26 protein-coding genes are annotated in these 22,730 nt (G+C 72.1%); 9 read left to right on the top strand and 17 right to left on the bottom strand.

Annotated features, from left to right (window positions below; translation table 11 throughout):
* The first annotated feature begins 126 nt into the window (after positions 1–126).
* Both ACFQ79_RS31215 and ACFQ79_RS31210 read left to right on the top strand, forming a co-directional pair.
* Complete coding sequence (locus ACFQ79_RS31215) at positions 127–1,158, top strand: Lrp/AsnC family transcriptional regulator (protein ID WP_383589707.1); 1,032 nt, start codon at positions 127–129, stop codon at positions 1,156–1,158.
* A 32-nt stretch (positions 1,159–1,190) separates the two neighbouring features.
* On the top strand, positions 1,191–1,475 hold the full coding sequence (locus ACFQ79_RS31210; protein ID WP_030323482.1) for a DUF6191 domain-containing protein: 285 nt from the start codon (positions 1,191–1,193) through the stop codon (positions 1,473–1,475).
* Between the two features lie 154 nt (positions 1,476–1,629).
* Here ACFQ79_RS31210 and ACFQ79_RS31205 read toward each other — a convergent pair whose 3' ends face one another.
* The gene (locus tag ACFQ79_RS31205) at positions 1,630–2,454 is read right to left on the bottom strand and encodes a class I SAM-dependent methyltransferase (protein WP_383589721.1); all 825 of its coding nucleotides are present in this window, start codon (positions 2,452–2,454) and stop codon (positions 1,630–1,632) included.
* Between the two features lie 62 nt (positions 2,455–2,516).
* Between ACFQ79_RS31205 and ACFQ79_RS31200 the strand changes: the two genes are divergently transcribed.
* Complete coding sequence (locus ACFQ79_RS31200) at positions 2,517–4,361, top strand: prolyl oligopeptidase family serine peptidase (RefSeq protein WP_383589705.1); 1,845 nt, start codon at positions 2,517–2,519, stop codon at positions 4,359–4,361.
* 86 nt (positions 4,362–4,447) lie between these two features.
* Entirely contained in the window at positions 4,448–5,188 is a 741-nt protein-coding gene (locus ACFQ79_RS31195; RefSeq protein WP_383589703.1) for an SURF1 family protein, read from the top strand.
* A gap of 1 nt (position 5,189) precedes the next feature.
* On the opposite strand, the gene ACFQ79_RS31190 is transcribed toward ACFQ79_RS31195, so the two are convergent.
* From ACFQ79_RS31190 to ACFQ79_RS31150, 9 genes are all read right to left on the bottom strand, one after another.
* Entirely contained in the window at positions 5,190–6,380 is a 1,191-nt protein-coding gene (locus tag ACFQ79_RS31190; RefSeq protein WP_383589701.1) for a hypothetical protein, read from the bottom strand.
* On the bottom strand, positions 6,377–7,129 hold the full coding sequence (locus ACFQ79_RS31185; RefSeq protein ID WP_383589699.1) for a SigE family RNA polymerase sigma factor: 753 nt from the start codon (positions 7,127–7,129) through the stop codon (positions 6,377–6,379). The genes ACFQ79_RS31190 and ACFQ79_RS31185 overlap by 4 nt, the downstream gene beginning before the upstream one ends.
* 261 nt (positions 7,130–7,390) lie before the next feature.
* The gene (locus tag ACFQ79_RS31180; protein ID WP_383589697.1) at positions 7,391–8,449 is read right to left on the bottom strand and encodes an aspartate-semialdehyde dehydrogenase; all 1,059 of its coding nucleotides are present in this window, start codon (positions 8,447–8,449) and stop codon (positions 7,391–7,393) included.
* On the bottom strand, positions 8,446–9,717 hold the full coding sequence (locus ACFQ79_RS31175) for an aspartate kinase (RefSeq protein WP_030323500.1): 1,272 nt from the start codon (positions 9,715–9,717) through the stop codon (positions 8,446–8,448). The genes ACFQ79_RS31180 and ACFQ79_RS31175 overlap by 4 nt, the downstream gene beginning before the upstream one ends.
* A 115-nt stretch (positions 9,718–9,832) precedes the next feature.
* The gene (locus ACFQ79_RS31170; RefSeq protein ID WP_383589695.1) at positions 9,833–11,731 is read right to left on the bottom strand and encodes a tetratricopeptide repeat protein; all 1,899 of its coding nucleotides are present in this window, start codon (positions 11,729–11,731) and stop codon (positions 9,833–9,835) included.
* Positions 11,728–12,171 carry a hypothetical protein gene (locus ACFQ79_RS31165; protein WP_383589693.1) on the bottom strand — a complete coding sequence of 148 codons (444 nt, stop codon included), beginning with the start codon at positions 12,169–12,171 and terminating at the stop codon, positions 11,728–11,730. Before ACFQ79_RS31165 ends, ACFQ79_RS31170 begins: the two co-directional genes overlap by 4 nt.
* 50 nt (positions 12,172–12,221) lie before the next feature.
* Positions 12,222–12,884 carry a DUF5063 domain-containing protein gene (locus tag ACFQ79_RS31160; RefSeq protein WP_383589691.1) on the bottom strand — a complete coding sequence of 221 codons (663 nt, stop codon included), beginning with the start codon at positions 12,882–12,884 and terminating at the stop codon, positions 12,222–12,224.
* 35 nt (positions 12,885–12,919) lie between these two features.
* Positions 12,920–13,519 carry a recombination mediator RecR gene (gene recR, locus ACFQ79_RS31155; RefSeq protein ID WP_041662562.1) on the bottom strand — a complete coding sequence of 200 codons (600 nt, stop codon included), beginning with the start codon at positions 13,517–13,519 and terminating at the stop codon, positions 12,920–12,922.
* A 105-nt stretch (positions 13,520–13,624) separates the two neighbouring features.
* Complete coding sequence (locus ACFQ79_RS31150) at positions 13,625–13,960, bottom strand: YbaB/EbfC family nucleoid-associated protein (protein ID WP_015034576.1); 336 nt, start codon at positions 13,958–13,960, stop codon at positions 13,625–13,627.
* A gap of 267 nt (positions 13,961–14,227) precedes the next feature.
* Here ACFQ79_RS31150 and ACFQ79_RS31145 point away from each other — a divergent pair, with 267 nt between their 5' ends.
* Complete coding sequence (locus tag ACFQ79_RS31145; RefSeq protein WP_383589719.1) at positions 14,228–14,932, top strand: SLATT domain-containing protein; 705 nt, start codon at positions 14,228–14,230, stop codon at positions 14,930–14,932.
* A gap of 92 nt (positions 14,933–15,024) precedes the next feature.
* Here the strand turns inward: ACFQ79_RS31145 and ACFQ79_RS31140 are convergent, their stop codons facing one another.
* The 3 genes from ACFQ79_RS31140 to ACFQ79_RS31130 form a co-directional block, all read right to left on the bottom strand.
* Positions 15,025–15,675, bottom strand: coding sequence for a hypothetical protein (locus tag ACFQ79_RS31140; RefSeq protein WP_355964225.1), 651 nt, complete (start codon positions 15,673–15,675; stop codon positions 15,025–15,027).
* A 198-nt stretch (positions 15,676–15,873) separates the two neighbouring features.
* Positions 15,874–16,581, bottom strand: a complete 708-nt coding sequence (locus ACFQ79_RS31135) for a GntR family transcriptional regulator (protein WP_383589688.1) — start codon at positions 16,579–16,581, stop codon at positions 15,874–15,876.
* 67 nt (positions 16,582–16,648) lie between these two features.
* Positions 16,649–18,013 carry an aspartate aminotransferase family protein gene (locus ACFQ79_RS31130; protein WP_209495572.1) on the bottom strand — a complete coding sequence of 455 codons (1,365 nt, stop codon included), beginning with the start codon at positions 18,011–18,013 and terminating at the stop codon, positions 16,649–16,651.
* 212 nt (positions 18,014–18,225) lie between these two features.
* On the opposite strand from ACFQ79_RS31130, the gene ACFQ79_RS31125 reads away from it, so the two are divergent.
* Together ACFQ79_RS31125 and ACFQ79_RS31120 are read left to right on the top strand one after the other, a co-directional pair.
* Complete coding sequence (locus tag ACFQ79_RS31125) at positions 18,226–18,849, top strand: DJ-1/PfpI family protein (RefSeq protein WP_383589686.1); 624 nt, start codon at positions 18,226–18,228, stop codon at positions 18,847–18,849.
* A complete protein-coding gene (locus ACFQ79_RS31120) occupies positions 18,846–19,301 on the top strand; it encodes a MarR family winged helix-turn-helix transcriptional regulator (RefSeq protein WP_383589684.1) in 456 nt (151 codons plus the stop codon). The genes ACFQ79_RS31125 and ACFQ79_RS31120 overlap by 4 nt, the downstream gene beginning before the upstream one ends.
* A gap of 14 nt (positions 19,302–19,315) precedes the next feature.
* On the opposite strand, the gene ACFQ79_RS31115 is transcribed toward ACFQ79_RS31120, so the two are convergent.
* From ACFQ79_RS31115 to ACFQ79_RS31105, 3 genes are read right to left on the bottom strand one after another with little or no spacing between them, the layout of a single operon-like run.
* Positions 19,316–19,759, bottom strand: a complete 444-nt coding sequence (locus ACFQ79_RS31115) for a PIN domain-containing protein (RefSeq protein ID WP_383589682.1) — start codon at positions 19,757–19,759, stop codon at positions 19,316–19,318.
* Complete coding sequence (locus ACFQ79_RS31110) at positions 19,756–20,022, bottom strand: CopG family transcriptional regulator (RefSeq protein ID WP_383589680.1); 267 nt, start codon at positions 20,020–20,022, stop codon at positions 19,756–19,758. The genes ACFQ79_RS31115 and ACFQ79_RS31110 overlap by 4 nt, the downstream gene beginning before the upstream one ends.
* Before the next feature lie 60 nt (positions 20,023–20,082).
* Positions 20,083–20,499: a hypothetical protein gene (locus tag ACFQ79_RS31105; protein ID WP_376337992.1), complete on the bottom strand. Its 417-nt coding sequence runs from the start codon at positions 20,497–20,499 to the stop codon at positions 20,083–20,085.
* A gap of 157 nt (positions 20,500–20,656) precedes the next feature.
* On the opposite strand from ACFQ79_RS31105, the gene ACFQ79_RS31100 reads away from it, so the two are divergent.
* Both ACFQ79_RS31100 and ACFQ79_RS31095 read left to right on the top strand, forming a co-directional pair.
* Entirely contained in the window at positions 20,657–21,493 is an 837-nt protein-coding gene (locus tag ACFQ79_RS31100; protein ID WP_383589678.1) for a helix-turn-helix domain-containing protein, read from the top strand.
* Positions 21,490–21,663: a DUF397 domain-containing protein gene (locus tag ACFQ79_RS31095; protein WP_383589676.1), complete on the top strand. Its 174-nt coding sequence runs from the start codon at positions 21,490–21,492 to the stop codon at positions 21,661–21,663. Before ACFQ79_RS31100 ends, ACFQ79_RS31095 begins: the two co-directional genes overlap by 4 nt.
* Positions 21,664–21,667: 4 nt before the next feature.
* Here ACFQ79_RS31095 and ACFQ79_RS31090 read toward each other — a convergent pair whose 3' ends face one another.
* Complete coding sequence (locus tag ACFQ79_RS31090) at positions 21,668–22,576, bottom strand: glycoside hydrolase family 19 protein (protein ID WP_383589674.1); 909 nt, start codon at positions 22,574–22,576, stop codon at positions 21,668–21,670.
* Positions 22,577–22,730 lie beyond the last annotated feature (154 nt).

Raw genomic sequence — 22,730 nt, 5'->3', positions numbered from 1 at the left:
TGACTTGTTCCTGAGTCCATGGCGAACGACCGCCGTTGCGGCTTGAATGCAAATGCCTCGGTTCACCATCCTGGGGCGCCCCGGAACCCACACCCACGGTTTGCCGGGGATCGACCAGGGAGGGAAATGACGACCGGGGAATCCGTCCTGGGAGAGGCGGATCTTTCGCTGATCCACGCACTGCAGATGGCCCCGCGCGCCAGCTGGACCCAGCTCTCGGCCGTACTGGGGGCGAGTCCCGACACCCTCGCCCGGCGCTGGGAGCACCTCACGGCCGGGGGGTACGCCTGGAGTTCGCTGCTTGCCGCCCGCCACGGCTCGGACGAGATGCTCTACGCGTGGGTCGAGCTGGAGTGCGCGGCGGGCACCTCCGAGGCCGTCGCGACCGAGGTCTCGGGTGATCAGCAGACCCTCGGCGTCCACCAGGTGACCGGTGACGCCGACCTCGTCCTGCTGGTGATCAGCCCCGACCTGTACGCCCTCGACGGCTATCTCGCCGGACGGGTGCGGCGGCTGCCCGGGGTGCTCCGGTGCCGCACCCAGGTCGTCACCCGGATGCACAACCGCCCGTACCGGTCCCGGATCGAGCAGCTCACCCCGGGGCAGGTCCAGCTCCTCACGGACCTCACCGGCGGGGACCGGCGGCCGCGCACGCACGCGCGTCCCTTCCCGAACCTCACGGAACTCGACCACCGGCTGATCGCGGAACTGGCGGGGGACGCCCGCCGCAGCGCCGCCGAACTGGCCCGCCAGTGCGGGACGAGCGAGTCGACGGTACGCCGGAGGCTGGACGTCCTGTCGGCGGGCGGCGCCCTCCATCACCACTGCCTGCCGGCCCCGAGGTTCTCCGGCCGTCCGATGTGGGCGATGGTCACCACCGACGTACCGCCCCTGGAGGTGCCGGCGACGGTGGCGGCGCTCGCCCGGCTGCCCCAGACGCGGCTCGTCACCTCGGTCACCGGCCCGCACAACCTGGCCGTCGCGATGTGGCTGCGCACGGTCGACGAGCTGCACGAGGTCATGTCCGCGTTCGTACGGGCCGCCCCGGCGCTGCGGATAGCGGGCACCGCGCTCGCGCTGCGCACCCACAAGATCGGGGCGCAGGTCCTCGGCCCCGACGGGCGGCGGATGCACCACATCCGCCCCAGGACCCCCTGACACGCCCGTCCGTGCGTGGTCTGATGGTCGGCATGGAGTTCGCCGTGTTCGTGACGCTGCCCGGTCTGGTCATCCTGCTGACCGTGATCGCGTTCGCCGACCAGATCCTGCGCATGACCGGGCGCGGGAAGCGCCGCGGCCAGATCTCCTCGACCGGCTTCGAGCAGCTGCACGCCACGTTCTCGCAGGGCAAGCAGAACGAGCTCAAGGAGCGTCAGAGCGCTCTGGTGCTGCGTGACGACGAGGAGGACGGCGCCCCGCCGCACCACTCGACGGTGGACCTCACGGGCGGGCGCGCGGTCATCCGGCTTCCGTGAGCCGCCGGGCGCGCATCCGGCGGCCGGGCGGGTCGCCCGGATCGCGGACGTCAGCGGGGTGCGATGGCCGCGGACGTCAGCGGGTCGCCGTGACCGCGGACGTCAGCGGGTCGCCGTGACCGTGGACGTCATCGGGTCGCCTTGATCGAGTACATCATCGGGTCGCCTTGATCGAGTACATCATCGGGATGCGGGGCCGGTCCGCCGGGAAGCGGTAGTAGCCGTCGTCGTGCCTCTGGAGCGCGCCGTAGCGCGGGTACAGCGAGGCGTCGTGCTCGTGGAGGAACTCGATCCGCAGGCCGGCCCTGGCGAGCGCGGTGACGACCTCGCCGACCGGGTGCACCCATTCCACGCTGCGGTTGTGGACGGTCGCGGCGTCCAGCTCCGCGTACGTGCCCGGGCTGGTGTCCACCCAGGGGTCGCGGACGAAGTAGTCGTTCACGATCCGGCTGCCGGTCTCGTCGTCGAGCGAGTCGGTGAGCGGATGGAACTCGGCCACGTAGAGGAAGCCGCCGGGGGCGACCAGCGAGGCGGCCGTCTCCGCCCAGCGCTCGATGTCCGGCAGCCAGTTCAGTGCGCCGCAGCCCGTGTAGACGATGTCGTACGCGCTGTCCGGGACGGCCTCCGCGGCGTCGTACACATCGGCCGCGACGAAGGCCGCCCGGTCCTGGGTGAGGCCCAGGTCCGCGGCGAGCGAACGGGCGGTCTCGACGGCCGGCTCGGAGAAGTCCAGGCCGACGACGTGCGAGGCGCCGTGACGGGCCCAGGAGAGGGTGTCGAGGCCGATGTGGCACTGCAGGTGCAGCAGGGAACGTCCGGTGACGTCGCCGACCTCCGCGACCTCGAAGTCCCGCAGGGCGTCCTTGCCCGCGCGGAAGGCGTCGAGGGCGTAGAAGTCGCTCGCGGCGTGGATCGGGACGCGCTCGTCCCAGCGTGCGCGATTGACCTCGTGCCAGTCTTCGGGCGTCGGCGAGTACATGTCGGCGAGGTTATCCACAGGTTGAGGGTGACGCGACCCGATTGTCCGCCGCGCGGAGCATCATGGGTGCCATGACTGAGAGCAAGAACTCCGAGCCCGACGGCGAGCTCACCGACCAGGCCCCCGCGTGGCAGCGGCGGTTCCGCGCGCCTCGCGTATCCCTGCCCGAGTGGGCGGAGGAGGCCCCGGACCGCTCGCTCTTCGTGTCGAACGCGACGGGGACGTACGAGCTGTACGCCTGGGACCGGGCGAGCGGGGACCAGCGCCAGGTCACGGACCGGCCCAACGGCACGACGGACGGCACCCTGTCGCCGGACGGCGCCTGGATCTGGTGGTTCGCGGACACCGACGGGGACGAGTTCGGGGTGTGGATGCGCCAGCCGTTCGCCGGCGGCGCGGACGAGCCGGCCGTGCCCGGCCTCGACCCCTCCTATCCGGCGGGGCTCGCCATCGGCCGGGACGGCACGCTCCTGGTGGGCCGCTCCACGGACGAGGACGGCTCGACGGTCCATCTCGTACGCCCCGGGGCCGGCGCCCCGGTCGAGATCTACCGGCACCGGGAGTCGGCCGGGGTCGGCGACCTGTCGTACGACGGATCCCTGATCGCCGTCGAGCACACCGAGCACGGGGACGCGATGCACTCGGCGCTGCGGGTGCTGCGCTCCTCGGACGCGGGCGTGCTCGCCGAGCTCGACGACACCAAGGGCGGCACGGAGGAGCTGGGGCTCGCGGTCCTCGGCTTCGCGCCCGTGGACGGCGACAGCCGGCTGCTCGTCGGGCACCAGCGGCGCGGCCGCTGGGAGCCGATGATCTGGGACGTGGCGGCGGGCACGGAGACCGATCTCCGGCTCGACCTGCCGGGCGACGTGTCGGCCGAGTGGTATCCGGACGGCTCGGGCCTGCTGATCGTGCACAGCTTCGAGGCCCGCAGCGAGCTGTGGCGGTACGAGATCGCCACCGGCGCCCTGGTCCGGGTGGAGACCCCGGCCGGTTCGGTGTCGAGCGCGACCGCCCGGCCCGACGGCAGCGTCGAGTACCTGTGGTCCTCGGCCGCCGAGCCGCCGGTGGTGCGGTCCACGGCCGGCGGTGTCGTCCTCGACCCGCCCGGCCCCAAGGCCCCGCCGTCGGTGCCGGTGGAGGACGTGTGGGTGGAGGGCCCGGGCGGCAGGGTCCACGCGCTCGTGCAGCGCCCGGCGGGCGAGGGTCCCTTCCCCACGGTCTTCGAGGTGCACGGCGGCCCCACCTGGCACGACAGCGACGCCTTCGCGTCCGGCCCGGCGGCCTGGGTCGACCACGGGTACGCGGTGGTGCGGGTCAACTACCGGGGCTCCACGGGATACGGACGGGAGTGGACGGACGCGCTCAAGCACCGGGTCGGTCTGATCGAGCTGGAGGACATCGACGCGGTCCGCGCCTGGGCGGTGGCGAGCGGCCTCGCCGACCCGGCCCGGCTCGTGCTGTCCGGCGGCTCCTGGGGCGGCTATCTGACCCTCCTCGGCATCGGTACGCAGCCGGACGCCTGGGCGGTCGGGCTCGCCGCGGTCCCCGTCGCGGACTACGTCGCGGCGTACGAGGACGAGATGGAGGCCCTCAAGGCACTGGACCGGACGCTGCTCGGCGGCTCCCCCGAGGAGGTGCCCGAGCGGTACGCGGCCTCGTCGCCGCTGACGTACGTGGACGCGGTGCGGGCCCCGGTGCACATCTCGGCGGGCGTCAACGACCCGCGCTGCCCGATCCGCCAGATCGACAACTACGTCGACCGGCTCAAGGCCCGGGGCGCGGTCCACGAGGTGTACCGGTACGACGCGGGCCACGGCTCGCTGGTGGTGGAGGAGCGGATCAAGCAGGTCGGCCTGGACCTGGCGTTCGCCGCGAAGCACCTGGGGGGTGGTCCGGTGGCGGGCTGAGGCGGCGGGGGAACCGGTGGCGGGCCGCGGCGGCCCCGGGGACCCGGCCGACGGGGGGCCGAGGCCGCTTGCGTACCGTGGGGGGCGTGTACCGGTTCCTGAGAACGCCCCGCTGGTGGGGGATCAACGTCTTCGTCCTGCTGGCGATCCCGTTCTGTGTGTTCATGGGGACCTGGCAGCTGGGCAAGTTCGAGGATCGCGTCGACTCCCACGAGGCGGCCGAGCAGCGACCCTCCGCGAGCACGCTGAAGGCGGAGCCGCTGGACTCCCTGCTCCCGGTGGACAAGGAGACCTCGGGCCGGTCGGCCGAGGCGCGCGGCCGGTTCGGGGAGCAGTTCCTCGTCCCGGACCGTGATCTGGACGGCCGGACCGGCAGCTATGTGCTGACGCTGCTGCGGACGGACGGGGGCAGGTCGCTTCCGGTGGTCCGCGGCTGGCTCCCCACGGGCGCGAAGGTCCCCGCCCCGCCGTCCGGCGAGGTCACGGTCGTGGGCGCGCTGCAGGCCTCGGAGAACGGCGGCAGCAAGGGTGTCAGCAAGACCGGCGGGCTCCCCGAGGGCCAGCTGGGGATGATCAGCGCGGCGTCCCTGGTGAACGTGGTCGCGGACGACGTCTACGACGCCTGGATCACCCTCGCCGACTCCCCCGCCGGGCTCACGCCGGTCCCGGCGGCGGCCGCGGCGGGCACGAGCCTGGACGCGAAGGCCTTCCAGAACCTCGGCTACACCGCGGAGTGGTTCGTCTTCGCCGGCTTCGTCCTCTTCATGTGGTTCCGCCTGGTCCGCCGCGAGGCGGAGGCGACCCGCGACGAGGCGCTGGGGCTGTAGGTCAGCCGGCCAGGACCCCGGTCCGGTAGATCGTGCCCGCGCAGGCGTTGGGGATGGTCGCCGCCGCCGAGGGACCGCCCGCCTCCGCGACATGGCTGACCAGGACGCTGCCGTCCGCCGGTCCGCCGTCCTCGTGGAGCAGCTGGGGCGCGACGCCGGTGCCCGCGTCCGGGCCGGTGCCCGGGTCGGTGCCGCTCCCTCCGGAGCCCGAGCCCTCGCTGGGCTCGGGGGTGCCCGTGCCGCCGGTGGGGGTGTCCGTCGTCGGCGGGGTGGTCGGCGGCTCGGTCGGCGGAGGCTCCGTCGGGGTCGGGGTGACGGGTGTCGTCGGGCAGGTCTCGCTCGGCACCCAGACGAACCTCACCTCGTAGGAGGCGTTCGGCTTCAGGGCCAGCGAGGAGAACTCCTGGGACGGGTCGGGCAGTCCGCCGCCCCCGTCTCCCGAGGTGTGCCGGACCACCGAGATCCGCGCCGGGTCGGCGGCGCCGCGGGCCTCGAAGCCGACGACTCCGCTGCCTTCCACGAGGCACGCCCGGTCGGAGATGTTGGCGATGCGGAAGGTGCCGTACACCTTGCCCTCGCCGTCGGGTCCGCCGGCTCCCGCCGAGCTGACGCCGAGCTGCCCGGCCTCGCAGGCCCGGAGGCCTCCGGGGCCGCTGTCCGCCTCCGGCCGGCCGGTGGAGGACACGCCGGGGCCGGGTCGCTGCGGCTTGCCCGCGGAGCCGTCGGTGGCGCCCTGACTGGGCGACACGCTGCTCGCGGGGGGCTTGGCGCTCTGGCCGCCCTCGACGCCGGTCTCGGCGCCGGTGCCGCCCTGGGCGTCCTCGCCGTGGCCGGCGTTCACGGGGTTGCCGGCAGCGGACACGCCGCCGGAGGAGGCGACGTGCACGAAGGCGGGTACGGCGGTGCCGATGAGGACCGCGGCGGCGGCGGCGCCGACGAGGGCCTGCCGCTTGCGGGCGCGGCGTGCGGGTACGGCACGGCGCAGGTGGTCCAGCGAGCCGTGGGAGGGTTCCAGGCCCGACACGGCGTCCTGGAACAGCCGCCGCAGCGCGAGTTCGTCGTCCCCGTCGCCCTCGCCGGGGCCGGGCTCGATGTTCACCATGCGCTGTCCACTCAGGTCGTCACGTTCATCAGGGACGTCGTTCTCGACGCTGTCGTCGTTCTCGACGTCCTTGCCGGGTGCCTCGCTCACGACGTCGCTCCCATCGCGACGCGCAGCGACGCGATGCCCCGCGAACCGTACGCCTTCACCGAACCCAGGGATATCCCGAGCGCCTCGGCGACCTGCACCTCGGTCATGTCCGAGAAGTACCGCAGGGCCAGCACCTCACGCTGGCGCCGCTGGAGTCCGCGCATCGCCTTGATCAGGTCCTCGCGCTCCAGCTGGTCGTACGCGCCCTCCTCCGCGCTGGCCATGTCCGGCATCGGCTTGGACAGCAGCTTGAGTCCGAGGATGCGGCGGCGCAGTGCGGACCGGGAGAGGTTCACGACGGTCTGGCGCAGATAGGCGAGGGTCTTCTCCGGCTCACGGACGCGCTTGCGCGCCGAGTGGACGCGGATGAAGGCCTCCTGGACGACGTCCTCGCAGGAGGCGGTGTCGTCGAGGAGCAGGGCGGCGAGGCCGAGGAGCGACCGGTAGTGGGCGCGGTAGGTCTCGGTCAGGTGGTCGACGGTCGTTCCGGCCGCCGAGTCGCCTTCGGCGCTGGTCCGGGGCGCGGGGATGCCGTCCACGGAGCTCGCGCGGGATCCGGTGGGCATGGGGGCGATCACCGGCATGCCGCCGAGCCCGCGCGGCCGGCGGTAGGGAACGAGCGCGGAGCCGCGTGCGGGAACGACCGCCGTGCCGCGTGCGGGGACGACGGCGACGCTCCGCGCGGGGAGCACAGCGGTGCCCGCCCCGCGCAGCGGAGCGACGGTCGCGATGTCGAGTACGTCTGCCACGCATGTTGGACACGCTTCCCCCCGGCAGGGTTGTACGCGTACGCCACCCTTTTCGACGGCGAGTCGTTTGTCCTCATGCGTAACCGTTCTCCCCCGATGCCCCGCTTCTCGGCGTGTTCCACGCCACACTGGTGAGTGCACGCTGAGACGCCTCCCACCCAACTACTGGTTGCAGTAAGGGGGAAGAGCATCGTCGGCCACGGCATCACCGCAGTTCAAGAGGTATCTGACGCCTATTTGCTCACAGGTCGTTCACAGATCCTACAAATACGTGACAACCGATTCCGCGATCTGGAGGGCGTTGAGGGCGGCACCCTTGCGGAGGTTGTCGGCGCAGACGAAGAAATCGAGCGCCCGCTCGTCGTCCATCGAGCGCCGCACCCGTCCGACCCAGGCGGGATCGGTGCCGACGACGTCGGCGGGGGTGGGGAAGTCGCCCGCCGCGGGATCGTCGTACAGCACGACCCCGGGTGTGGTCGCGAGGATCTCGTGCGCGCGGTCGAGCGGCACGGGGCGCTCGAAGCGGGCGTGCACGGAGACGGAGTGTCCCGTGACGACGGGCACGCGCACACAGGTGGCGGCGACCCGCAGCGCGGGGAGCGCGAGGATCCGCCGGGTCTCGTCCCGTACGCGCTCCTCCTCCGATGAGGCTCCGTCGGCGCCCGCCGTGCCCGACCAGGGCAGGACGTTGAGCGCGAGGGGGCCGGGGAAGGGCCCGGTGTTCTCGCCGACGGCCCGCCGTACGTCTCCGGGGTGGGTGCCCAGGTCGCCGTGACCGGCCACCAGGCCGAGCTGGGCGCGGAGCGCGTCCACGCCGGCCTGCCCGGCACCGGCGCCGCTGGCGGCCTGCTGGGCGGTGACGACCAGTTCGGAGAGGCCGAACTCGGCGTGCAGGGCGCCCACGGCGACGACCATCGCGAGGGTGGTGCAGCCGGGGCTCGCGACGATGCCCCGGGGGCGTACGCGCGCCGCGTGGGCGTTGGTCTCGGGGACCACGAGGGGGACGTCGGGGTCCGCCCGGAAGGCGGCGGAGGTGTCCACGACGACGGCGCCCTTGGTGGCGGCGATGGGCGCCCAGCGGGCGGCCACCGTCTCGGGCACCAGGAAGAGCGCCAGGTCGACGCCTTCCAGGGCCTCCTCGTCGAGCGCGAGGATCTCGCACTCCTCCCCGCGCACGGCGGCCTTGCGGCCGGCCGAGCGCGGGGAGGCGAGGAGGCGTATCTCGCCCCAGACGTCCGCGTGGTGCGTGAGCATCTGGAGCATCACCGAGCCGACGGCTCCGGTCGCACCGACGACCGCGAGCGTCGGCTTCGGGGTCATCGGCCGGTGCCTCCGTAGACGACGGCCTCGTCCGAGTCGCTGTCCAGGCCGAAGGCCGTGTGGACGGCGCGCACGGCCTCGTTGACGTCGTCGGCACGGGTGACGACCGAGATGCGGATCTCGGAGGTCGAGATCAGCTCGATGTTCACGCCCGCGTCGGACAGCGCGCGGAAGAAGTCCGCGGTGACACCCGGGTTGGTCTTCATCCCGGCGCCGACCAGGGAGATCTTGCCGATCTGGTCGTCGTAGCGCAGCGAGTCGAAGCCGATCGCGGTCTTCGCCTTCTCCAGGGCGTCGATGGCCTTGCGGCCCTCGGCCTTGGGGAGGGTGAAGGAGATGTCCGTGAGGCCGGTCGAGGCCGCGGACACGTTCTGCACGATCATGTCGATGTTGATCTCGGCGTCCGCGACGGCCCGGAAGATGGCCGCGGCCTCGCCCGGCTTGTCCGGCACGCCGACGACGGTGATCTTCGCCTCGGAGGTGTCGTGGGCGACGCCCGAGATGATGGCCTGCTCCACCTTGCGGTCCCCTTGCGGCTCGTTGCTGACCCAGGTGCCCTGCAGCCCCGAGAAGGACGAGCGGACGTGGATCGGGATGTTGTATCGGCGTGCGTACTCGACGCACCGGTGCAGCAGCACCTTGGAGCCGGAGGCGGCGAGCTCCAGCATGTCCTCGAAGGAGATCCAGTCGATCTTCTTCGCCTTCTTCACCACGCGCGGGTCGGCCGTGAAGACACCGTCGACGTCGGTGTAGATCTCGCAGACCTCGGCGTCCAGCGCGGCGGCCAGTGCCACGGCGGTGGTGTCGGAACCGCCACGGCCGAGCGTGGTGATGTCCTTCTTGTCCTGGGACACGCCCTGGAAGCCGGCGACGATGGCGATGTTGCCCTCGTCGAGGGCGGTGCGGATCCGGCCCGGCGTGACATCGATGATGCGCGCTTTGTTGTGGACGGAGTCGGTGATGACACCTGCCTGGCTGCCCGTGAACGACTGGGCCTCGTGGCCCAGGTTCTTGATCGCCATGGCCAGCAGGGCCATGGAGATCCGCTCTCCGGCGGTCAGCAGCATGTCGAACTCACGCCCGGCAGGGATCGGGGATACCTGCTCGGCGAGATCGATCAGCTCGTCCGTCGTGTCGCCCATCGCGGAAACCACGACGACCACCTGGTGGCCGTTCTTCTTGGCGTCCACGATTCGCTTGGCGACGCGCTTGATGCCTTCGGCATCGGCAACGGAGGAGCCTCCGTACTTCTGCACGACAAGGCCCACGTGCGCTCCTCGCTCAGTGTGTGCCGCAGCCGGCGCTGCGATCGGCTCAGTCTAACGAGGGACCCGGAAACGCCAGCGTGATATCGAATGGTGAGACGAGCTGCTCAGAGAGTGATCACCGGGAGGGTTCCGCGAGGGATTCCACCACGGTGACGGTCATCGGATGGTGCTCACCGAGGACGCGTACGCAGACGGGCAGCAGCTCCTCGAAACCGGCCCGGGCCCGCTCCGCCTCCCCGGCGGCTCCGTGCAGGGCGGCCAGGCTGAGCCGCGCCATCAGGGTCTCCGGATGGTCCGCGCCCAGCGCGGCCGCCAGCCCGGCCTCGGCACGGGCGCACACCGCGACGGCGTCGGGGATCCGGTCCGCGGACCAGTAGATCGAGGAGAGCTCGACGAACGCCTCCAGCGTCTGACGGTCCCCCTCGCCCAGGACGCGGACCATGTCCGCGACGACCCCCTCGTGGAGGGCCACCGCCTCGTCGGCGAGACCGGACAGCTGGTGGGCCTGCGCAAGGCCGCGCCGCGCCACGAACACGAGCCGGTGCCCGGCCCCGTACTCCCTGGTCATGTCCCGCACCACCCCGGCCGCGAGCCGGATCGCCTCCGCGCCGCGGCCCGCCTCGGCGAGGACCACGATCATCGCGCCGCGCACCCCGACGGCGGCGGGGTGCTCCGGGCCCACCAGCCTCTCGGCGGCGGCCAGCGCCCGCTCGTACAGGGCGACCGCCTCCTCGTCCAGAGAGTTGAGCGTCAGGTACATGCCCGCGGCCACCAGGGTCGGGATCAGGTCCCTGTCGTCCTCCCCCGGGTCGGAGCACCGCAGGTACGCCTCGAAGTGCGGCCGGAGACCGCGCCAGGTCTCCCAGTGCGCAGGATCCGTGCTGTCCTGCGGTACGGCCCGGACCAGCGCCGCCTGCGCCGTCAGCCGGGCCCGCTCGATCAGCCCCGGCTCCCGGTGCGGGTCCCCGGGGTCCGCCCTCCGGGCCACCGCCTGCACCAGCCGGTGCACGGAGACCGACCCGTCCTCGTGGAGCGTGATCATGCTGTGCGCGGCCAGCTCCCCGAGCGCCTCGCGCGTGCCGGACGCCGGCGGCAGCAGCGGTGCGGGGATCCGGTCGGGCGCGAACCAGGCGAGCAGCCGCAGGACCTCCCCCGCGTGCGGGGCGGAGGCGGCGAGCCGGTCGAGCGTGACGCGCAGGGTCCGGGCGACGGCCTCCTCCGCGTTGCCGGGGCCGCGGCTCCGGCCCAGCTCCGCCAGGTACACGAGCGGGGGCGTGGCCGTGCGGCCGCAGTACGCGGCGGCGATCTCGACGGCCAGCGGCAGCTGCCCGAGGGTCTCGCAGAGCCGCTCGGCGCCCGTCGTGTCCCGGGGGCCCGCGTGGGTGGCGACCCGGGTGAACAGCTCGACGGCGTCGGCGGCCGGAAGCACGGACAGCGTGAGGACCCGCCCGATCCCGTACCAGCCGTCCGTCGTCCGGCTCGTGACGACGACCCGCCCCCGGCCGCTGGCCCTGGCCAGCAGGCCCTCCACATCGCCCGGGTCGGTGACGTCGTCGAGCACGAGCAGCCAGCCGTCGTGCGCCGACAGCCACTGCAGTGCCCGCTCGCGCAGGGCCTCCTGCGGGAGTACGTCGATCAGCTCCGGCTGCATCGCGGCGGCCAGGCCCGCGAGTCCCGCGTCCACGTCCGCCCGGCTCTCCGCGGTGATCCACCAGACGGGGTTGCGGTCCGCGGCCTGCCGGAGCGCCCAGCGGGCGGCCAGCGAGGACTTCCCCACCCCGCCGAGGCCGCAGATCACCACGGTCTCCGACTCCCCGTCGAGCACGGCGCCCTCGGCGCCGCGCCCCACGAAGTGAGCGGCCCTGCGCGGCACGTCGACCAGCCCCGGCGGACACCGCACCGGCCCGAGGCCCGACGGCGGCAGCACGGTCACCCGGTCCCCGGTGTGCACCCAGCCGATGTCCCGGCCCGCCGCGACGGACCGCTCCCCCGACGCCTCGACGCCCCCGCTCACGCGTCCCCCGTGGACACGCTCCCGATGTCCCCGCCGGCGGCGACGGACCGCTCGCCGGAGGCGGTGACGGGGCCGCCGGCGGTGGTCCCGGCGGCAGCGCTGCCGGCCGGCGGGGTCGGCGGGGCGGGCGGGGTCTGCGGGGCGGGCGGCGTCGGCGGGGTCCGCACGCCGTCGCCGGTGACGACCGTCCCGATGCTTCCGCCGGCGGCGACGGAGCGGGGGCCGGACGCCTCGACCGGGGCGGCCCGGCCGCCGTGCCCGAACTGCGCCCAGAGGGAGAGCCCGAGCCCCGCGACGGCGAGGACGACTCCGGTGACGCTGGCGATCTGGTCGGCCTTGCCCAGGTCGACGAAGGCGACGACGAGGAGAGCGACGACGCCGACCGCGGCTACGCCGACTCCGCTCCGGAGGAGGGCCTGTGACCGGGCCGTTGCTGCCATGAGCACATCATGGGGCAATCGGCCGTCGGACGGGAGCGGTTCGTCGTACGTCAGCCCTTGAGCGTCCGGATGCCCAGCGGTGCGCCGATCTCCTCCGCCATCACACGGCCCGCCTCCTCGGCGAGGTCGTCCTCGGTGAGGTCCTCGTCCGTGTCGAGGCCGTCGAGGGCCGCGAGGGGCTGGTCGAGGCGGACGTGGGCCACGAGGGACTGGAGGGCGCGCAGGGTGGCCGAGGCGGTGGGGCCCCAGTTGGAGAAGTACGAGAACTGCCACCACCACAGGGCCTCGCTGGTGCGGCCGGCGCGGTAGTGGGCCAGGCCGTGGCGCAGGTCGGCGACGATGTCGGCGAGGTTGTCGGAGATGCGGGCCGGGACCGGGGCCTTGCGGGGCTCGTACGGGTCGAAGACCTCGGAGAACACGTCGACCGGTTCGAGGAGGACCGCGAAGCGCTCGCGCAGGTCGTCCATGTCGGGCTCCGGGCCCGTGTCCGTCTCGTACCGCTCGTCCGGGACGATGTCCTCGTGCGCGCCGAGCCGTCCGCCGGCGAGGAGCAGCTGCGAGATCTCCAGGAGCAGGAAGGGGACCGCGCTGTCCGGCTCGTCGCCCTTGGCGACCTCGGTGGTCGCCACGATGAAGCTCTCGATGGAGTCGGCGATCTGGACCGCGAAGTCGTCGGGGTTCTGCGTGATCGCGTGCAGCGTGGGGTCAGACATCGAGGAGCCTCCCTGAGAGCGCGCCGGCCCGGTCGTCATACATCTAGCAGCCTCCGTCCCTCGAAGGCACGGCCGAGGGTCACCTCGTCGGCGTACTCGAGGTCGCCGCCGACCGGGAGCCCGCTCGCGAGCCGGGTCACCTTGAGTCCCATGGGCTTGATCATCCGCGCCAGGTACGTCGCGGTGGCCTCGCCCTCCAGGTTCGGGTCGGTGGCGAGGATCAGCTCGGTGACGGTGCCGTCGGCGAGCCGCGCGAGCAGCTCGCGGATGCGGAGGTCGTCCGGGCCGACGCCCTCGATCGGGCTGATCGCGCCGCCGAGGACGTGGTACCGCCCCCGGAACTCGCGGGTCCGTTCGATCGCGACGACGTCCTTCGGCTCCTCGACCACACAGATGACGGTCAGGTCGCGGCGCGGGTCCCGGCAGATGTTGCACTGCTCCTGCTGTGCCACGTTGCCGCAGACCGCGCAGAACCTGACCTTCTCCTTGACCTCCAGGAGCGCGTGCGCGAGACGCCGTACGTCGGTCGGCTCGGCCTGGAGGATGTGGAAGGCGATCCGCTGCGCGCTCTTGGGACCGACGCCGGGCAGCCTGCCCAGTTCGTCGATGAGGTCCTGAACCACGCCTTCGTACACGGAACGCCCTTTCAAGGGAGTGCTTGATTCTTACGGTAGTGGCTTAAAGCGAGCCTAAGAAGCCCACGGGAGGAGAGGCCTGGGAAGGCCCGCGCCCGGAAGGTGTCAGAAGCCGAGGCCGGGCATGCCGCCCATGCCCTGGGCCAGCGGGCCGAGCTTGGCCTGCTGGAGCTGCTGCGCGTTGTCGTTGGCGGCCTGCACGGCGGCCACGATCAGGTCGGCGAGCGTCTCGGTGTCCTCCGGGTCGACCGCCTTGGGGTCGATGACCAGGCCGCGCAGCTCCCCGGAGCCGGTCACGGTCGCCTTGACCAGGCCGCCGCCCGCCTGTCCGTCGACCTCGGTCGCCGCCAGTTCCTGCTGCGCGCGGGCGAGGTCCTGCTGCATCTTCTGGGCCTGCTGGAGAAGCTGTTGCATGTTGGGCTGACCACCACCGGGAATCACGGTCACTCCTGAGGTTCGGTACGTCCGTATGTCGGTACGCCGAGCCTACGTGGTCCCCGGCCCCCCTGCTCCACCACTCTTTCGGGTGAGAAACTGCGGGCTCCTCTACCTGATCAAGACCCCCTTGCGGGCGGAAATCCTGGGATTCCGGGCCCACCGCCCACCATTCGGCGGTAGGAAGGGCAGGCACCACGTGCACCGCACGTCACAGAAGGACACGAGCACTGAGCTGAACAGAGGAGTCCCCCGGTGAGCCAGCAGCCGGAGATGCAGCCACCGGGGCCCCCCGGGGGAGACGTCCACCGCGATCTGACCGGTACGGCGTTCCCCCTGGGCGACTGGGGCGAGCCCGCCGAGCGGCTCGACGAGCTGTACCGCTGGGTGGAGTCCAACGCCCTGCGCACCGCCGAGTGGTACCTCTCCGACCGCGTCTGGAAGCGCCGCAGCGCCCGGATCCTGCGGATCGGCACGGCCGCCGGGGTGATCGCGGGCGCCGCGCTCCCGCTGCTCGACCTGACCGGCGTCGCGGAGGGGGTCGCCGGCTGGGGATACCTCTCGCTGCTGCTCGGTGCCGCCTGCCTGGCCTGCGACCGGTACTTCGGCCTGACGTCCGGCTGGATAAGGGACGTGGCGACGGCACAGGCCGTGCAGCGGCGTCTGCAGGCCCTGCAGTTCGACTGGGCCTCGGAGAGCGTCCGGGAGGTGCTGGGCCCCACGGAGGGCACCGCCAGCGAGGCCGCCGAGCGCTGTCTGGGCGTGCTGCGCCGCTTCTCGGAGGACGTGACCGAGCTCGTGCGTGCGGAGACGGCGGACTGGATGGTCGAGTTCCGCTCGGGTCCGGCGCCGCTGGCGCTCCAGTCGGTGGGCGTGATGCCCGCCCGGGCCGAGAGCCATCACCCCTCGGGCCGTTTCCCGCTGCCGCCGGGCACCCGGCCGAACATGCCGCGTCAGCGGCCCCCGGAGGCCCGCTGACGCAGGCCTCCGGGGCCCCTCGGGGCCATGGGCGCGGATCGGCCGGCCGGGGCCGTGCGCACGGAGCTCAGCTCAGCTCAGCTCAGCTCAGCTCAGCTCAGGATGATCATCGAGCCCTGGGCCAGGCTCCGGGTCGCCGCCGCGTGCAGCCCCAGCCACACATGGCGCTCCCGGGCGAAGGGGCCGCCGTCCAGCGGAATCGGTACGGCCGGTTCCTCCAGGGTGGTCGGCCGCTCCGGCGGTACGGGGGGCGCCGGCGGGTTCGACGGGTCGATGCCGATCGAGGGCGCGACGAACTCCAGCTCGCGCAGCAGCCCGTACGAGGAGCCGAGCGGCCCGCCGCCCTCCAGGAGCTCGTCGCTGGCGAGCGGGACCGGGAAGTCGACCGGCACGTACGCGCCCGCGTGGTCGTAGTGCCAGACCAGGTGCGACTGCTGGGCGGTCGCCTCGAACATCTCCAGGAGCTGTTCGTAGTCCCCGCCGAGCTCGCCGACCGGTTCGACCGGCAGTCCGCACATCTGGAGGAGGTAGGCGCGGCGCAGGAAGTGCAGGGCCTCGTAGTCGAAGCCGGCGATCGGGGCGACGTCGCCGGAGAGTCCCGGCATGTACGCGTAGACGGGCACGGTCGGCAGCCCGGAGGCGCTGAGCACGGCGTCGTACGCGGCGATCTCTTCGGCGAAGGGGTTGTCGGGGCTGTGGCACAGCACGTCGACGAGGGGGACCAGCCACAGGTCACAGGCCAAGGGAGGCTCGCTCTCCGTCAGTTGCGGGGGACGCTCGCAGGGCGTACGCCAGGCTTTTGCAGGGACGGCCAGGTTAGTCGGCGCCCCACGGACACCGCCCACCCGCTGAGGAACTGCCCCCGGAGGCCCGGCCTCAACCCGAACTCCGCCCCCGGCCCGACGCGCCCCACCACCGGTACGCGCCGGCCTCCCCCGGCCTCAGCGGGCCCGGGCCTCCAGATACCCCGCCCACTCCATCGAGTGCGCGTTGTACTCCCGGACGACCGTGACGGCCGCCTGCGCGTCGCCGCGGGTGATCGCGTCGACCAGGTCGACGTGCCCGCTCCACAGCCAGCCGAGGACGTCCCGCTCCGAGCGCAGGTAGGGGACGGAGAACACCCAGGCCTGGACGCGGAGCTTGTGGAGGAAGTCGGCGATGTAGTCGTTGGCGGCGACGAGCCGGGCGAGTTCGCGCCAGTACCGGATGTCGTAGCCGATGAGGATGTCGAGGTCGCCGGCGCGGGCGGCGCGGGCCGCGGCCTCGCCCCTGCGCCGGATCGAGACGAGGGCGACGCCGACCCCGAGGTCGGGTGCGTCGACCGCGGAGCGGGGCGGGACCATGGCGGCGTCGCGGCGGAAGATGCCGTCGACGACGAGCATCCGGGCCTCGACCATGCCCCGGTAGTCGTCGACCGAGTACTGGTGGACGCGGAAGCCGCGGTGCTGGTCGGAGTCGAGGAGGCCCTGTGCGCAGAGGTCGACGAGGGCTTCGCGCACCGGGGTCGCGGAGACGCCGTACTGGTCGGCGATCTGTTTGACGGTGAATTCCTCGCCGGGTTGGAGACGGCCCGCGAGCACCTCGTCACGCAGCGCGTCCGCGATCTGCTGTCGCAAGGTGTTGCGGGTGACAGCTCCGCTCGCGGGCATGGGTCGGCCCCCTCCGTCCGGCTCCGGACACCCTAGTCCAGACGGAAGGGGCCGCCCCGGTTCGCGGTTACGCGGTGTGCTCGTCGGCGACCGTGAGGGCCGCGTCGAGGGCGGCGAGGCCCTCCTTGGCCTCCGCCTCGGTGACGTTGCAGGCGGGGACGGCGTGGGTGCGGTTCATGTTGACGAAGGGCCACAGGCCGTTCTTCTTCGCCGCGGCGCCGAAGGCGGCCATCGGCGCGTTGGCCTCGCCGGCCGCGTTGTACGGGACGAGCGGCTCGCGCGTCTCGCGGTTCTTGACCAGGTCGAGCGCCCAGAAGACGCCGAGGCCGCGGACCTCGCCGACGGACGGGTGGCGCTCGGCGAGCTCGCGCAGGCCGGGGCCGAGGACGTTCTCGCCGATGTGGGCGGCGTTCTCGACGACCTTCTCGTCCTCCATCACCTGGATGGTGGCGACGGCGGCGGCGCAGGCCAGCGGGTGACCGGAGTAGGTCAGTCCGCCCGGGTAGGGCCGCTTGTCGAAGGTGGCGGCGATCTTCTCGCTGATGGCGACGCCGCCGAGCGGCACGTAACCGGAGTTCACGCCCTTGGCGAAGGTCATCAGGTCGGGCACGACGTCGAAGTGCTCGGCGGCGAACCACTTGCCGGTGCGGCCGAAGCCCGCCATGACCTCGTCGAGGACGAAGACGATGCCGTACCTGTCGCAGATCTCGCGGACGCCGGCGAGGTAGCCGGGCGGCGGGGTCATGATGCCGGCGGTGCCGGGCACGGTCTCCAGGATGATCGCGGCGATCGTCGCCGGACCCTCGAAGGCGATCGTGTCCTCCAGGTGCTGGAGGGCCCGGGCGCTCTCCTCCGCCTCGGTGGTGGCGTAGAAGGGCGAGCGGTAGAGGAACGGCGCCCAGAAGCGCACGACGCCGGCGGAGCCGTTGTCGGAGGCCCAGCGGCGCGGGTCACCGGTCAGGTTGATCGCGGTGGACGTGGCGCCGTGGTACGAGCGGTAGGCGGAGAGCACCTTCGTACGGCCGGTGTGCAGCCGGGCCATGCGGACGGCGTTCTCGACGGCCTCGGCGCCGCCGTTGGTGAAGAAGATCTTGTCCAGGTCGCCCGGGGTGCGCTCGGCGATGAGGCGTGCGGCCTCGGAGCGGACGTCGATGGCGAAGGCGGGCGCGAAGGTGGTGAGCTTCGCGGCCTGCTCCTGGATGGCGGCGACCACACGGGGGTGCTGGTAGCCGATGTTGGTGTAGACGAGGCCGCTGGTGAAGTCCAGGTAGCGGTTTCCGTCGTAGTCCCAGAAGTACGAACCCTCGGCGCCGGCGACGGCGAGCGGGTCGATCAGGCCCTGGGCGGACCAGGAGTGGAACACGTGCGCGCGGTCGGCGGCCTTGACGGCGGCCCCGGCCTGGGGATCGGGTTCGATGACATGAGGGGTCATGGGGTCGAGGGTAAGGAACCGCAGGTAGGGCGGGCCATGGCCATCTTGTCCACCGAGACCGGGGCGGACGCGACACCTTGTTCCGTGCGGTGGAATCCCTGCGGAATCCCCGTGGATTCACCTCCTCATCAATTGACAGCATCCTGTCGACATGACAGTCTGTTGTCATCAGCGGAACCGAGGGATCGACCACACCGACCAAGGGGTCAGCCATGGGAACGAACACCGCAGCGAAGACCGTCCACCTCGCCGTCTACGACACGCTCGCCGACTGGGAGACGGGCCACGCCACCGCCTGGCTCGCCCGCGCCGGCTACACCGTCCGGACCGTCGGCCCGGTCGCCGGAGAGCCCGTCACGACCCTCGCCGGCCTCCGGATCGTCCCCGACCTCGCGCTCGCCGACCTCCGGCCCGAGGACAGCGAGCTGCTGATCCTTCCCGGCGCCGAGAAGTACGACGAGGGCGACGAGCTCGCCGCCTTCCCGGCCGCGGCCCGCGCCTTCCTCGACGCCGGGGTGCCGGTCGCCGCGATCTGCGGCGCCACCGCCGGGCTCGCCAAGGAGGGCCTGCTCGACGACCGCCCGCACACCAGCGCGGTCTCCTTCTACCTGGCCGCCACCGGCTACAAGGGCGGCGAGCACTACATCGACACGGACGCGGTGACCTCCGAGGGCGAGGCCGGGACCGGCGACCTGATCACGGCGGGCCCGACGGAGCCGGTCGCGTTCGCCCGCGAGATCTTCGCGGCCCTCGGGGCGTACGAGGGCAAGCGGGACGCCTGGTACCGCCTCTTCCACGACTCGGACCCGGCGGCGTTCGTCGAGCTGAACTCATGAGCCGCGAGCAGCAGGACGCCCTCTCGCGCACGGCCCTGGGCGTCTTCCGCCTCAACGGCCAGTTCCTCGCCGTCTCGGAGAAGCTCGCCGAGCCGGCCGGTCTGACCGCCGCGTGGTGGCAGGTCCTCGGAGCCGTCCTCCCCGAACCCCTCCCGGTCGCCGGGATCGCCCGCGCCATGGGCATCACCCGGCAGAGCGTCCAGCGGATCGCGGACCTGCTCGTCCGGGAGGGACTCGCGGCGTACGAGCCGAACCCGGCGCACCGCCGGGCCAAGCTCCTCACCCCGACCGGGGCGGGCCGGGCGGCCATCGCCCGCATCGACCCGGGCCACGCGGAGCTGGCGGCCGCGCTCGTCCGGGAGCTGGGCGGCCAGGAGGCCTTCGACGAGACGGTCCGGGTCCTGGACCGTCTGTCGGCCGCGCTCGAAGCCGTCGAGGCCGGTCATCGTTAGGCGGCAGGCCGCGCTCAGAGCGGAAGGTCGTCGGGCAGCACCCGGAACGCCTTGTGCCGCCCGAGAGGGCGGACGGCACGGAAGTCGTGACGATCAAGCGTGAGGATCGCGTCCGTGTCGTACTCGGCGGCCAGAGCGACGTTGACGGCATCGGCCAGGTCGAGGTCGAGCGCCGCGTAGCGCAGCCGGACCATCTGGGCGGCGCCCAGGTGGTCCTCGGTGATCTCCGGCAGGGAGACCCGCCCCCGGCGCATCCAGTGCAGGATGTCGTCCACCGCGCCGAGCGCGGCTTCGCGGCCGAGCTCACACGTGGCCACATGGTCGAGCTCGGCCAGCAGGAGCGGGGACATCACGAGGAGCCCCGCGGCCTGGATCGCCTCGGTGGCCGCCGCGTTCTCGGGGTGGGTGGAATCAAGAGCGGCCAGCAGCCCGGAGGTGTCGGCCACGACGATGATCACGCAGCGGTCCCCGCTTCGGTGTCCGCCTCACGCAGGGCGGCGTCGGCCACGACATCGCGGACCTCGGCTTTGGCCAGGGTCCGGCCGCGCCCCTCGAATGCGCGCGAGAACAGGGGCTCGTCCCAGACCCGGTTGGCCATGGCCGCGAGGTGGATCCCCTGCCGGATGATCTCGGCCTCGCTTATGCCGCGGCGCTTGGCGGCCTCTTTGATGATCGCCAGGTCCTCGGGGTCGGCGTACACGTTCGTGCGCTTCATGGACATGTACCAACGGTAGCCCATGTACCAGATTGATGTATGCGCGTCCCCGGTCGGTCCGGGGGGTCAGGACACACCGTTGAACTGCTCGGTCACGGCGCTCCGCAGCAGCAGCGGGTGGACGAAGCGGTCCGGCGACGACGGCGGGAAGCGCCAGGACAGCGGCCAGGTCCTGCCCGTCAGCGCCGGCACCGGCACGAAGCTCACGTGGGCGGGTCCGGAGTTGAACCGGGTCACCCCGCGCGGCCACGCCTTCCGCGCCGTCGACCCCGGCGGCACCAGGAAGTAGACCCCGCGCCGCCCGTTCGCCTCGATCACCACCGGCCCCGGGTCGCCCCCGGTGAGCACCTCCATCCGGTCGGCGAGCCGCCGCCCCTCGTCGCCGTCCACCCGGACGGCGTCGAATTGCACCCCCGCCTTACGGAGTTGGAATCCGGAAGCCGGAATCCAATCCACGTTTACGTCCCGATTCTCTTCATTCACGAGGACATGCTCCCGCGCCGACGCTAGCGTTTTCCACGACTGCGACGGGCGCGTCGACAACCCCTTGACCTGCATCAACGCGCCTTGCGCGCAGTCGAATTCGGCGGGGAGCAGTTGAGACCGGTTGAGATCGGTTGAGTCCGAATGGGGAGCGGGAATGGCGCGAGCGGAGAACAAGGAATCGGTCGGCCCTGCGGCCAGGATGGCGGCGGCGGTGGCCAGGAAATCGCGACTGAAGAAGGGACTGACGCAGGACCAGCTGGGCACGCAGATGGGCTTCACGGGTGCGGCGATCAGTGCGATGGAACGGCTCATCCACCCGGTGAGCGACGAGATGCTCCTCCAGCTCGAACGCGTCCTGGGTGGCGGCACGGGCATCTTCGAGGAGATGCGGGAGCTCGTACGGCTGGAGAAGCTGCCGGAGCAGTTCCGCGGGTACGCGCCGATCGAGCAGAAGGCGGTGGCGCTGTGGCTGTACGCGAACCACGTCGTCCACGGGCTGTTCCAGACGGAGGCGTACGCGCGGGCGCTGATCGCGGGTGGGCATCCGGAGCCGACGGCGGAACGAGTGGAGGAGCTGGTCGTCGCCCGGACGGCTCGGAAGGCGTTGTTCGACCGGAAGGTTGTGTGCGAGATCGAGCTGATCCTCGACGAGTCGGTGCTGCGGAGGCCGATCGGCGGCGAGGAGGTCATGCGGGAGCAGTTGGCGTACTTGGCGGGGTGCGCGCGGAGGAGGAACGTGAACCTTCAGGTGCTGCCGCTGGATGCCGGGCTGGGGGGTGAGTACGCGGGCGACCGGGGCGATCTGAACGTCGTGGAGACCCCGGCCCACGACCGCGTGACCTACCTGGAGATCCAGGGCGAGAGCCTGCTGATCACCGACCGGACGAAGGTCAGTACGCACACGCAGCGGTATGCGAAGATCCGGGCACAGGCCCTGGATCCGCGCAGGTCGCTGGGTCTCATCGAGGAGTTGGCGGGAGTACAGAGATGAGCGACACCCTGCACTGGTTCAAGTCCAGCTACAGCGACAGCGGCGGCGGCAACTGCGTCGAGGTGGCCACGCGCCCCCACGCCGTCCACCTCCGCGACTCAAAGCAGAGCGACGGGCCCACGTTCACCGTGGAGCCCGCCGCCTGGAGCGTGTTCGTCGCGTGGCAGTAGCCGACTAGCAGGACAGGTTCGACCCCGCGGGGACACCCAGGATCTGGGTGAACTGCTGGTACTTGGTGACCCGGCTCTGGACCTGGGCCGGGTTGCGGCCGTTGCACTCCAGGCTGCCGTTGATCGCCCAGATGGTCTGGCCGAAGCCGGCGCCGTTGACCATGGCGTTGTGGGCGGTCATCGTGCCCGGACCGCTCTGCGTGTTCCAGTACCAGAGGCCGGTCATCATGGCGACGGCCGGGTCCTGCTCGACGCGCCAGGGGTTGTTCAGCAGGTCGATGCCGAGGGCGTCACCGGCGGCCTTGTAGTTGAAGTTCCAGGAGAGCTGGATGGGGCCGCGGCCGTAGTAGGCGGCCTGGCCCGCCGGGCAGCCGTAGGACTGGCTGGTGTCGCAGTAGTGCGGGTAGTTCGCCGTGTTCTGCTCGACGATGTGGACGAGGCCACCCGTCTCGTGGGAGACGTTCGCGAGGAAGGCCGCGGCCTCCTGCTTCTTCACCGTGTCGCTGCCGGTGTTGGCGAAGCCGGGGTACGACTTGAGGGCGGCGGTGAGGCCCGCGTACGTGTAGAAGGGGTTCCGGCTCGGGAACATCTGGTTGAACTGGGCCTCGGAGACCACGAATCCGGAGGTCGGCGGGGTGGTGGGCGGCGTGGTCGGTCCGCCGCCGCAGACGCCCTGGTCGGCCCAGACGCCCCACTCGCCGGTCGTGCCGGGGGTCTCGTTCTGGGTCCACCACTTGGCGGACCAGTTGTGGCCGTTGTGCGAAGCCGTCATCCCGCCCGTGTACACGGCGGAGGAGTTCCACGCGGCGGCGCAGGCGGCGGCCGCGCCGGCGGAGGCGGTGGGGAGGAGGAGGACGGCGAGTCCGACGGCCGTACAGAGCGCGGCCAGCGAGGTGACCAACTTACGCAGCATGCGTAACTTCCTTCCGGGTGGGGCCGGGTGGGCCGGATGGGAAGCACAGCGAACCGCTATTGGTCTGGACCTGTCAAGGTATAGACCAGAAGTTGTGACAGTGGGGATTCCACTTGCCCCGGACACACATGAGGCGGCCCCGGGCTCGGAGATC

Origin of the sequence: Streptomyces sp. NPDC056480 (genome assembly GCF_042795405.1) — a bacterium.
GTDB lineage: Bacteria > Actinomycetota > Actinomycetes > Streptomycetales > Streptomycetaceae > Streptomyces.
The sequence above is the reverse complement of the archived record's forward strand: the minus strand, read 5'-3'. Positions and strand labels throughout refer to the sequence as shown.